Source organism: Paenibacillus sp. R-74696 (genome assembly GCF_055814915.1).
The window spans coordinates 225,022-238,265 of sequence record NZ_JBPULM010000030.1; the positions used below are offsets into that span (position 1 = coordinate 225,022).

At 59.0% G+C, this 13,244-nt stretch carries 2 protein-coding genes; both read right to left on the reverse strand.

The annotated features are described in order from the left end of the window. Window positions 1–2: 2 nt before the first annotated feature. Window positions 3–12,425, reverse strand: a complete 12,423-nt coding sequence (locus ACSR9A_RS12800) for a PfaD family polyunsaturated fatty acid/polyketide biosynthesis protein (RefSeq protein ID WP_473757575.1) — start codon at window positions 12,423–12,425, stop codon at window positions 3–5. Between the two features lie 53 nt (window positions 12,426–12,478). Then, window positions 12,479–13,228 carry a polyketide synthase gene (locus ACSR9A_RS12805; RefSeq protein WP_473757576.1) on the reverse strand — a complete coding sequence of 250 codons (750 nt, stop codon included), beginning with the start codon at window positions 13,226–13,228 and terminating at the stop codon, window positions 12,479–12,481. Window positions 13,229–13,244 lie beyond the last annotated feature (16 nt).

Sequence of the window (13,244 nt, forward strand, 5' to 3'; positions counted from 1 at the left end):
CTTTAGATTTGTTGCAACATGTTGCGCCGAGCTTCCAGATACGGTGTCCTGTTGGACATCTGCTTTGCGTTGTGCTCTCGCAGTTCTGCCGGGCTGAGAGCTGAATTTTTGCTGATGACGAACAAACAGTAGCTAATCCAGCCTTTCTCAAGCGCGATCGAGCTATTGGCAAAGTTCCGAATGGAATTTTGTACGACTTCCGGCAGACCTTTCGTATTCTCCGCGTGCTCAGGATCATGCAGAGAGTTGGCGACCTGCTTGGAGACGTCAATCACTTCGTCAACAACGAGGTGATGCTCCGCCAGCAGGTCGATCCAGCCTTGTACAGTCGGGATGTAGATGTCGATGCTCGGATCGGCAATGGCTCCGCACAGGTTCGCGATGAAGTCCATCATCAGCACCTGCCCCCCTTCGTTGAGCGCCGAGGACATGTTCTGGAACAGCCCCTGCTTGCCAGGGATGTGGCAGCTAACTTCGATCCCGATCATCATGTCGTAGCGACCTGGGAATCGGTCTTTGGAGCTGTCACCATGGAAGATGGCAGCTTGTGCGCCCAAATTCAGTTCTTGAATTCTCCGGTTGCCAAGGTCCACCTGCGCCTCCGTGATCGTAAAGCCCTGCGTTTTCAGATGCGGGTAGCGCTTGGCCAGCTGAATCACGTCCGTCCCATGACCGCATCCGATGTCGAGCAGAGCCTGCGCGCGCTGGAAATCGCCTCGGCTGAACAGCACGCGGCGCATCTCGATCTGCTTGCTGCGCACCATCTCAAGTTCGGCTGGATATTGTTCCGGGTTCAGGTACACGCGGCTGATCGAGAAGTCGGGAATTTTTTCCTCAAACGGGCAGAAGGTCAGATACTCTTCTTGGAAGCCGGAGTCTCCGCTTTCGACGACGCGTGTATAGAACTCGGCCGCCTTGTTCGAGATGGCAAATTCCTTTTCTTGCGGTTTCGGCCCCTCCACCCAACATCTACGCTTCACAAATGGATAGGTCGGCAGCGAGACGCGCTGCACGTTCTTGTCGTCATGTAGTCGCTGCCACAGCACTTTGCTGCCGGAGAGCCAGAGGGCGGCCAGTTGCTCAAGATTGCGCTCTTGCAGCGCGGTTTCCACAAGGGCTCTGGCTTGGTGGCGATCCGGTGCAGGACGTGTCTCGTCCACAACAGGCGAGGAGATGTATTCCTGCAAGCGCTGCAGCAGTTCTTCTTTGGAAGAGACGATGAAGGCTGCGCGCTTTTTCATCGGCTCGCGACCGACTTGCAGCGTGTAGGCGATCTGGGCGAGCGTCAGGGATCGGCCCGCTTCGCTCGCGAGATGCTCAGTCAGACGAGCCGCCATGTGCTGCAGGCGATCGTGGTTTCGGGCCGAGAGGATCACCAGTTGCTGTGCTGCGCCAAGTCGTTCTACCTGCACAGCCATCGCGGTCGGAATGTATTCTTCGATCACGGCATGGGCATTCGTGCCGCTGATCCCTGTCGTGCTGATCGCGCCGACTCGCGGGCGGCCTTCCTGCGTCGTCCACGCTCGGTTCTCGGTGCTGACGACGAACGGACTCTCCTCAAATCGGATGTATTCGTTGCTCGATTCGAATCCGTGTAAGCCCAACAGGGTGCGTTCGCGCATCGCCATCAGCATGCTGATCAGGCTGACGATGCCCGATGCGGCAAACGTGTGCCCGATGAGCGGCTTGGTCGAGGAGAGCGCACAGTTCTGCTTTTGAGCGCCAGGCTTGCGGAAGGCGTTGGTCAGCGCTTGGATCTCCATCGGATCACCTAGCTTCGACCCGGTGCTGTGCGACATGATGAACTGGATATCAGACGAATCGATTCCATAACGGTCATACACGCTGCGGATCAGATCGGCTTGAGCGTCCGGGTTAGGCGATGTGATACCATTGGATTGGCCGTTGTAGTTGACTCCGGTCGCTGTAATGCAGCCGTAGATCTGGTCGCGATCGGCGATTGCTTTGGACAGAGGCTTGAGCACGACGACGGCAACGGCTTCGCTCGGCACCAACCCGTTCGCACGCGAATCAAACACATACGAGTGTCCGTCCGGGGACAGCATGTCGATCTTGCTCATCCCTTGGTAGATCATCGGGGAGATCAAAAGGTTGACCCCGCCGGCCAGCGCCACGTCGCAGTCCCCTGCGCGCAAGGCTTGGCAGGCTTGATGTAGCGCAACCAGCCCGGAGGAGCAAGCGGCGGTCAACGCCAGATTCGGCCCCTTCAAGTCGAGGGCGTAGGCGATGCGGGCGGCCAACGTCGCATTTTGATTGCCGTTGAGCGGGCCGCCATTCCCTGTCAGGAACCCGTATTCACCCTCTTCGACACCGACGTAGACGCCGCACAACTTGCCGCGAATCTGATCGCCCATGTAGCCGGCATCTTCGAGCGCATGCCATGCTTCCTCCAAGAACAGGCGTTGTTTCGGGTCCATGTACTCGGCTTCTCTCGGCGAGATCTCGAAGAACAGCGGATCGAAGCAGTCGACGTCTTTTACGAATCCGCCCCATTTGGACGTGATTTTGCCTTCTTCATAGTCACTTTGCCAGTCCCAGCGATCCGAAGGAATCTCGGTGATCGCGTTCTTGCCCGCTTTGAGGTTCTGCCAGAAGTCCTGCACACTGTCCGCTTGCGGGAAGCGTCCGCTCATCCCGATTACGGCGATCGGTTCGTGAACGCTGGATGTCGGCGGCGGCACGAGAGTCTCTTTTGTCACCGCGACTTCTTCCCGGGCCCGAGCGACAACCGGAACGGGTGTCGGTTCGGGGGCTGGTTCGGCAGTCGGTTCAAGGTAGTACTGCGTCATCAACGCCTCGTGTTCGCGCAGGAAGTGCAGGGTCAATTTTTCCATCGTAGAGTAGCTGAAGAACAAGGCCGGCGTCACTTCGAGGCCGTAGTTTTTGGAAAGACGGTTGCCAAGCTCGGCCAAGCTGATCGAGTCAAACCCGAAGTCGACCAGATTTTCCTCGACATCGAGTTCGTCGCGGGAGATTTTTAGGATCTGGCTGACCTGTTCTTTGAGATCCCACTCGATGCATTGCTCAAGCGAGATTCCTTGCAACTCCGGACGCATCGCTGTACCCGACGAGACGCTGAAAGTTGGCAGCGGCGTAGTGGGTTGAACCGCTGTCGTCGCTTGTGCAGCCATTCTGAGGAAGCGTTTGACGCGGCTTGGCTGCCCGACGAGGATCAGATGCTGCACGTCGTTCTGCGAGAGGATCAGGTCAAAGAGCTCCACTCCCTCCTCCGCTTCCAAGAAGCGCTGTCCGCTCGACTTCAGGTAGTTCGCCGTGATCTCTCCTTCATCAAGACCCATTCCGCCTTCTTTCCAGAGCGGCCAGTTGATCACCAGCGTCTGGCCCGGCAACTGCTGTTCGTGACGGTGTTGCGCGTAGGCCATCTGGAAGCGGTTGCCAATCGCATAGTCGCAGGAACCGAAATCGCCCAACACGGCGGATGACGAGGAGAAGTAGCAGACAAAATCAAGATCGGTCTCCTCCGCCAGCCATTCGTCGAGCAGCAGGGTTCCTGCGATCTTCGGGCTCAGAACCCGTTCAAACGCCTTGATGTCCTTGGCAAAAAGGCTATCGTCCCCGGACAATCCTGCTGCGTGTAGCACGCCGTGCAGAGGTCCGAAGCGATCGCGTGCACGAATCAACCCGGCTCGCATCTGCTCTTTGGCACATACGTCCGCTTGCAGGTAGAAGACTTGGCTACCCAGCATCTCCAGATCGCTCAGCTTTCTTCGCTTCTCTTCGTCGAGCTCGGAGCGGCCGGTAAGAATGAGGTTCACAGGCTGTTTTTGGGCCAGATGCTCCGCGAACAAGTAGCCGAGCGCACCGAGGCCGCCGGTGATCAGGTAGGTGCCGCCTGCCCGTACCGTGCGTTGGCCCGCTTCAAGACGGGTCGGCTGGACGGTGCAGATGTGGCGCTTGCCTGCTTCGTACAGGATGCTTTGCGCTTGCGGGGCATGGAGTTCACGCCAGAGCAGCGGCATCCAGTCTTGAAGCGAGGAAGAGCCCGCCTGCAAGACCGCCGTCACCTTCGTGTTAGGCAGCACTAGGCCCAAAGATCTTTCAAAGCCGATCCACGATTCGAAGTAGCTTCGCTCCACTCCGTTCTCGAATTGCCCAGCCAGCAGCAAGCGTTCGGGCTTCAGACCGGAAGCGTCGAGGAACTTCAGGATGTTCACGATACTGGAGTACTCTCGAATTAGAGACTTGTCTTCAAGCGGCCACAGATACAGCATCCCGAAGACGTCTCGACGCTCCTCCTGCATGCGTTGGAAGGACTCTGGAATCGAGCTTCCCTGTGCGATGAACTCGACTTGCAGGCTCGGGCTCAGGAACTTGAGCGCCTCCCGCACCGTTTGCTGCAGTGCCGGATCGGACAGGAAGCAGACGAGCGTTCCAACGTTCCGGACTGTGACAGAAGGCAGGGATTGCTCTTGCCAGATTTCTCGGAATGTCATCAACTCGAAGGATTCCGGCTGCTTCTTGGCTTGTGCAGGTTCAGCCTGCAGTCCAGTCAGGCGAACGCAGATGTTCCCTTGGGCGTCGCACAGTTCGATGTTGAGCGTACCATCGCTCCCCTCTTGCACCCTTGCTTGCAGGTTCGTCGAGACCGGGGCCAGCACTTCAAGGTTTTCCACGACGCTCGAAGACATCATGGTGCGTGACGCTCCCGCCATTCCTTCCGGCACCCAGTATCGCTGTTTAGCAAACGGATAGGTCGGCAGGCTGATGCGGCGCGGCTTGTGTTCGCCGTATAACTTGTTCCAGTCCAGCTCCAATCCTCTGACCCACAGGTCGACGAGCTTGACGTGCTTGCGGCGCTGAATCCATTTTTCAATCGCTTCCTGTAGCTCTTCATCGGCGAGGAAGAGCGAAAGGGTGTCTCGGTTGGCTTTGACATGACCGCGATAGAGGGTTGGGACATTCTCTTGACCGGACACGCAGGCGCGCAACTTGGTCGCGAGGTCTTGAAGCGAGTCGACGAGCAGCGCCATGCGCGCATCGTGCGCTTCGCGACCGATCTGCAAGGTGTAGGCGATGTCAGCGATGTCAGCATCTGTGAACGGCTGCGTCTCGATCGCGTGAAGCAGACGCGCGGCCAGCTCCTGCAACCGTTCTTCGTTCTTAGCCGACAACACGATCACGGCCGGATTCTGCGGCGTCACCTCGACAGGCGTGCGCAGCGACTCTGCCGGTACGTACTCTTCGATGATCACGTACGCGTTGGAACCGCCCGCTCCAAACGATGAGATGCCAGCGATGCGCGGCACTTCGCGAACCCGACCGCCGATCTCCACCAGCGGGCGCTTCCACTCCGCCAGCTCCTGCTGCACGACGAACGGGGTCGCGTCAAAGTCAATGTTCGGGTTGAGCACCTTGGCGTGCAGCGATGGTGCGAGTTGACGATGCTTCAGCTGCAGCAGCACCTTCGTAACGCCGGCGATGCCCGCTGCGCTCTCGCAGTGCCCAATGTTCGACTTGGCCGAGCCGATGGCACAGGATTGCAGATTAGCGTTTTTCCCTGCTTGGAAAGCCTTGGTCAAGCCGGCGATCTCAATCGGGTCGCCAAGCGAGGTGCCAGTTCCGTGCGCTTCGATGTAAGAGACCATGCTCGGGTCAAGCCCTGCCTGCCGCAGCGCCTGCTCGATCACATTCGCCTGCGCATTCGGGTTCGGGACGGTGTACCCGTTGGTTTTGCCCCCGTGGTTGATCGCCGTCGCCTTGATCACGCCGTAGATATGATCTCCGTCTTCCATCGCCTTGGACAGAGGCTTGAGCAGCACCGCGCCAACGCCTTCGCCCGGCACGTACCCGTCGCCCCCTTCGCCAAAACTCTCGCATCTGCCCTTGCTCGACGCGAACTTGCCTTGGCCGAGCAGCAGGTACTTGTTCGGGTGAATCGAGACGTTGACACCGCCGGCGATCGCCAGTTCACAGCCGCCTTGCTGCAAGCTCTGGCAAGCCAGATGAATCGACGTCAGCGAAGACGAGCACATCGTATCGACGGCAAGGCTCGGCCCGTGCAGGTTGAAGAAGTACGACACCCGGTTGGCGATCGACGAGGGGTTGCCAGACAGGGCAAGCGGTCGGCCGAGGATCGTCTCCTGTGCGCCGTACAGCTGATACTCTTCGTACATCACGCCGACATAGACCCCGACGTTGCCGTCAAGCCCCAGCCCGCGATGTTTGGCGAGCATCTCGCGCGTGTACCCCGCATCTTCCATCGCCTCGTAGACGGTCTGCATGAACAATCGCTCCTGCGGGTCCATGATCTCCGCCTCGCGCGGGGAGATGTTGAAGAACAGCGGATCGAATTGATCCACGCCATCAATAAATCCGCCCCATTTACTGTTCGTCTTGCCCGCCTTGTTTTTGTCCGGGTCAAAATAGAGACTATGATCCCAGCGTTCTTGCGGAATCTCCGTGATCGAATCCTCGCCGTTCCGCAGATTACCCCAGAATTCCTGAAGGTTGCGCGCCCCCGGATAGCGCCCGGAGACGCCGATGATCGCGATATCCTGTTCTTCCTTGGCCGCCTTTGCAGGTTGCGTGACCGGCGCTGCATGCACAGCCGTCGAACTCGCGGCCAGCCTCGAACGTCTGCGGCTGCTGATAGCCGACGGCTCAGGAGTGGACGCGGCCGCCACCGAAGCGGATTCCGAAACCCACTCCTGCTCCCCGATGCCCAAGAGCTGCTGCAAGAGAACACGATGGGCGTCCAGGAAGTATCCGGTCAGCTCGCGGAGGTTTTGATATTCAAAGAACAGCGTTTTCGGCAAGGAGCCAAACGTCTTTTCCAGTTGGTTGGTCAGCTGCATGATCAGAATCGAATCGATGCCGTATTTTTCAAAAGGCGCATTGGCTTCAAGCCGGCTGGCTGGCATCTTCAGGACGGAAGAGAGCAACGTCTTGAAATACTCGATCGCTCTCTCTTCAAAATCGCTCGAAATGAGAGTCGGCTCTTCTTCCAGCCTAGACACTGGCCCAGCTGCGGCTGTCGGTGCTGTTTTTACAAAAACGGTGCGGATGCGATCCAGATCGCCTTCGCAGACAAGAATCTGGTCTTGCCCGGAAGCCATGCCCTGATACAGTGCGCGAATCCCGGTTGCCGTCTGCATCGGCATCATGCCGAGGGTCTCTCGCAACGTCTGCTCCGTCTCCTGCTCCACCTGCATCCCGCCGTCTTGCCAGAGCGGCCAGTTGATCGACAGCGTCCGGCCGGAGCGTTTGCCGTTTGCGACCCGCTCGTTTCGATACCCCGCAAAAGCATCGAGGAAGGCATTGGCCGTCGCATAGTCCGCTTGCCCCGGGTTACCGATGGCTCCGGCCACCGAGGAGAACGTCACGAAGAAGTCGAGCGGCAGATGTTGCGTCGCCTCATCGAGATGCACGGCACCGGCCACCTTGGGAGCCAGCACGTCCTGCAACTCCGCTGTCGTCTTCTTGAGGATCAAGTTGTCGCGAATCACGCCTGCGCTGTGCAGGATGCCGTGAAGAGCGCCATGCTCAGCTTGAATGCTCTCAATCAGCTGCATGACCCCCGCGAAGTCGGTCACGTCCACTTGCCTGTACACAACATTTGCGTCCAAGGACTGAAGTTCTGCCTGTTTCTCAGCGCTCAGCGGCCTCCGTCCCGTCAGGACAAGCGTCGCCCCTTTCACTTGCCGTGCGATTTCGCCAGCAAAAATGCGGCCTAGGCCCCCTGCGCCACCTGTGAGCAGGTAGACGCCTTGGTCCCTCCACGGCATGCGCAACACCTCTTCGCCCGGCTCGACTTCGCTCCATCCTGTTCCCCATCGTTTGCCGCCTTGGTAACGGACGTGTGCGTCGCCTGCCCAGCGAGCATTTTCTCGCAAGGTCTCCGCAAGGTTGCTCGCATCGTCAACTTCGATCAGTTGCCCGACAAGGTTCGGATTCTCCAGTTGAGCGGTCTTCAGCAGTGTAGAGAGGCCGGCGAAGACCTGCCCGTCCCCTTGCGCCGGAACGACGATCTGCACGAGCGTCTTCCCTTTGCTTCTTTCTTGCAAAATCGACTTGATCGCCTCAAACGCATGTGCTGCATAGGCCTCGAAGCGTTGGGCAAGCCCTTTTTCCTCTGTCTGCAAGATCAGGCTCCGCATCCCGCTCTGTTCGATCTCAGCGACCACTTCGCAGAGCATCACCAGATGGTCCGCATACACCGTCTGCACAGCCTGTAGATTGACCGGATGCTCTGTCCAGTCCGGTCTTAGCATCAGCGTCCCCACCTCGGCTCCTCGCTCACGGTCGAGTATGCGAGAGGAATAGCCCTTCATCCGCACGCGGACGCTTCCGCTCTCGTCGCACAGGTCGAGATCGAGCTTGTGTACCTTGTCACCTGGCTTGTTACCTTCACTGCGGCGCATGAAGGCCCACATCGAAGTGGTGCAAGGCCCGAAGATCTCCAGTTCCTCCAGCGCGAACGGCAGGGCCGTCTGGAGCGTCGTTTCGTCAGTCAGGAAGCCAATGGCCGTCTGCAGAGCCGCGTCCAGCAGGCTCGGGTGCAGGATGAACTGACGCGCGGTGCTGGCGACGGCGGCTGGCAGCGACAAGCGGGCCAAGATCATCTCCTGCCCGACATAGAGGTGCTCCATCCCTTGGAACGCCGGCCCGTACTCAAAGCCCGCTCGGCGGTACAAGTCATAGCATTCCGCCGCGCCTCGTTCGCGCTGCCCGCACTGCTCTTGCAGAGAAGCAAGGTCGAGCACGGGAGCCTCGTCGTCCGACATAGCCGGTACCGCGTGCCCTTGGCTGTGTACGATCTCGCCATCCAAGCCGCTGTACACTTCAAATCCGATCTCGCCGTTCTCTTCCGGGAACAGCCCGATCTGCACCGACACCGCGTCTTCTTCTGCGATGATCGGACGCGCCCAGACCACATTTTTCAAAGTGATCGACGGCATGTCGGCGGCCTGCTCCAGCGCGGCGCGCGCCATTTCCAGATAGGCGACACCCGGCAGCACCTTCCGCCCTTGCACCTGATGATCGGACAGGAAAAATTCTCGCCCAGTAAACGTCGAGGAGAAGCGTTGCTCCGTCAGTTTGGAGGTATTGCTGTGCAGCAGCGGATGCAGGGCGGCTGTCAGCGTCGAAGCCTCCCCTTCCTCCATCTCCGGCTCCGGCACCCAGAAGCGCTCTCTGGCAAACGGATAGGTCGGCAGATGAGCACGGCGCGGCCTCGAATCGGCATAGAGTTCCGACCAGTCGATTCGGACGCCCTTCACCCAGAGTTCGGCGATCTCTTGCAGTGGCTTGTTTGCAATGCCCTGCGCCTCCTCCTGCCCCGATCCCGACTGCGACGTCAAGAGACTGGGGAGTATCTCCCCCTCTGCATAGGTTTCAAAATTCTGACGCGCTTCGTCTCTCGAATGGGCCACAAACGCCAGCCTCACCTCTCTTGCATCGCGTCCTGTCTGCAGGGTGTACGCAATGCTCGCAAGGCTCAGGTCGCACTCCCGTTCGAGGAAGCCCGCCATCGAGGCTGCATACGTCCGCAGCTGTTCCTCGGTCATCGCAGACAACACAAAGAGCAACGGCGCATCCGATGTTCCTGCTGCCGAAGCCAGACTCTCTTTTTCCAAATGCTCTTCGATGACGACATGCGCGTTCGTCCCGCTGAATCCGAAAGAGCTCACCCCGGCACGGCGCGGCATCCCGGCTGGTACCTCCCATGGAATCAGGTCGGTATTGATGTAAAAAGGACTCTTCGCGAGCCGAATGTGCTCGTTCAATTGGTTAAAATGCACCGTCGGCGGCACCTCTCGATGCTTCATGGCCAGCAGCACCTTGATCACCCCGGCCACTCCGGCTGCCGTCAACAGGTGTCCGATGTTGCTTTTCACCGAGCCGAGAGCGCAATAGCCGGTTTTCTCCGTGAAGTGCCGGAAGGACTCGTTCAGCGCCTCGACTTCAATCGGGTCGCCCAGCTTCGTACCCGTCCCATGCGCTTCGATCAGGGAAATCGTCTCCGGGTCGATGCCAAATCGTTCATACACGTCCTGCTCCAGCTGGATCTGCGAATTGACGCTCGGCGCGGTGATCCCGTTCGTCTTGCCGTCCTGATTGACACCCCAGCCGCGAATCACGCCATAGATCGGGTCTTCGTCCCGCACAGCATCTTCAAGGCGCTTGAGCACCAAGACGCCCACGCCCTCCCCCGGCACAAAGCCGTTGGCGCGCGTATCAAACGAATAGCAGCGTCCGTCGTGCGACAACATGCCCGCCTTGCTCGTCATGATGTGCAAGGAAGGCCCGGCCGCCGCGTACACCCCGCCGCTCAATGCCAAGTCGCTCGTTCCGAGCAGCAGGCTGTTGCAGGCTTCGGCCATCGCCACCAGCGAGGAGGAGCAGGCGGTGTCGATCGCAAGGCAAGGCCCTTTGAGGTTGAGCAGATAAGAGATGCGAGCGCTGAGGATCGAGGAAGCCGCCCCCATCAGGCCTTGTGCGTTCAAGCCTTGATGGTTCAGCGCCTGCCCGTAGTCGTTCGTGCCGCAGCCGACGAACACGCCGGTTCGGCTGCCGGACATAGAGGACGGCGCGATGCCGGCGTCTTCGATGGCCTGCCATGCGCTCTCCAAGAACAGCCGCTGCTGCGGGTCCATCAACTCCGCTTCGGCAGGCGAGATGTTGAAGAACAGAGGGTCGAACTTGTCCGCATCCTCCAGAACGCCCATCCACTTGGAGTAGGTTTTGCCCGGTGCGCTCGGGTCCGGCGAATAGTGCTCGTCGAGCGACCAGCGCGTCGCCGGAATCTCGGAAATGCAGTCGCGGCCTTGTGCGAGGTTGTTCCAGAACTCGTCTGCATTCTTGGACTTCGGGAATTGACCGCTCAGCCCGATGATCGCGATCGCCGCTCCTTCAAAACTCGGCACCGCTTCTGCGCCGGCTGCCGAAACGGACGTGGACTGACGGGATTCCAGATGTTCACACGCCTTGCGCATCAGCAGTTCTGCCACCGTGTTCACATGGCGCTGCTGCCAAGACTCATACGGCGTGCCTTGTACCCACCTGTTGAACGCCCCCATCGCCGGGCCGCAGAAGATCTGAAAATTATCCCGCTCCTGCTCATCCCCTCGCAGAGTCGCCTGTGCGGAATGGGCAAAATACCACTTGAAGATCAGCCCCATCTTGAAACGCGGGTTCTCGGCCGCCTCTTCGAGCTGCTCCGGATGTTTGGCGCGCTTGTAAGCGCAGACGAAATCCCAGACTTCCTCAAACGTCTTCTTAAAATATTTCGTTTCGATCTCATGCCGGATTGACAACGGAATCTCGTCGATCGAGTTGTATTGGTGGAACAGCTGGTGCAGCTTGTTGGCGCGGGCGGCGAACCGGGTGTTTTTTTTCACCACCTGCACCTTCGCGCCGATCTCAAACATATCGCCTGCAACCGTGATCGCCATGTCGTGGATCGAAACGGACTGCAGCAGGTCCTTGACGACCGGATGGGCCCCGCTCTCCACCGTGCATTGATTGATCGATCCTGTGAAAATAAAATCAGCCCCGAGCATGAAGGCTGACGCGACCGCTTCCGGCGTGCCGATCCCTCCGCCGCAGCCGATGAGAATCTCCTCTTGGTAGCGATACTGCCGCTGGAGCTGGTCTTTAAGCGCGCGGATGGCGGGCAGGAGGGAGAACGATACGCCTTGGTTCGTGTGACCGCCCGAGTCCGCTTCGATCGCAAGGTCGTCGACCAGCGGAATCGTTTGCGACAGGGCGGCCTCCTCCTCGCTGATCAGGCCGTAGCGCAGCAGTTGCTGGACGAGCGGCTCCGGCGGCGGCGAGAGAAACACGCGCGCCGTGTCCAGATGCGAGCATTTGGCGATCAGACGGCGCGGGAAGATCAGACGGCCGTTTTGACGGGACAGGCCCTTGAGGCGCAGATAGACCAGCGGGAGCGTCGGAGCGGAAAAGGCAGACACTTCGATCGCCTTCACGCCGTACTCGACGTATAGTTCCGCTGTGCGCCGCTCTTCGTCCGGGTCGTTCAGGTTGGCGATTAAGCACATGCCATACGGCTTGTCCGAACCCAGCCGCGCCTGAATGCGCTGCAGGACGGGCTCCAGTTCATGCACCTGAAAACCGGCGCTGCCAAAAAAGGCCAGCAGACTAGCCTGCCCCATGCGCACCACCATCTCCTCAGATGCGATCCCTCGATACATCGAGCCGGCAAAGTAACTCCAAATGGTGCGGTATCTCGTTTGGAACAGAGGCTGGCCTAGCGATTCCGGCTGCAGGCGAACCGCCGGATCAACGAACAGTTCGCGTACAGCATTCGCAAGGGGGACGGACATTTGCAACTCGTGGGATCGAGCCCGTGCTAGGGCCTGTTTGGCCTCTTCAGGGCTGATCTCTTTGGCTTCAAGCGTACGTAAGATCTCTTGTATCTTCATCTGAACCCCTCTTTTACAGCAAAATGTATGGTCGCAAGCACGGCGAGTGCTTGTTAATTTCCGAACAGGGAGATGATTCTGTCTTTCACTTCCGGTTCATGGAATGTCTTTTCATGCATGGCCATCTCTTGCTCGATCACGCGAGGCAGTTCCTCCCGGATCGGTCGGACCAGATGGTCCTTCAAGGTGATCAGCGACACTCTCGGTTTTTCTGCCAGTTGGCGTGCCAGCTGCAGAGCCCGGTTCATCACGTCTTCACGCGGAACGACGGGGAACGGCACGCCCCTTTTTTCCAAATCGGCGCCTCTGTAATTGTTGGCGCTCATCAGCATCTCTTCTCCGAGGGAAAAGCCCAACTTCTTCGGCACGATATAGGTAGCTCCCATGCCGGGTGTGAATCCAAATCGCATAAAATTGGTCGTGTACACGCTCTCACGGCTCAAGATCACAAAGTCGGCAAACAGCCCAACGACAAACCCGCCGCCGATCGCGTGTCCTTGCATCGCGGCAATCACCGGAACCTGGCACTCCAAGGCGAGCGCGTAGACGTTCGCATCGGTGAACCGGCCTCTTCCTTCATGAATCGCCAGCAGCCCTTCCATCGTGCCGCCGGAGCAAAAATAATTGCCATAGCCGGTGAGGATGACCGCCTTGCAGCGTTCATTCGCGGCGATCTCCTCGAACGATTCGATCAGGCCGCGCACCAGCCCTTCGGTAAAAGTGTTCTTCTGTTCCCGATCCTGCAAGGTCACTTGCACGATCCCCTTCTCGATCTCTCTGCACTCCACCACTGGATTCGTCATGTTCTCCTCCACTCTC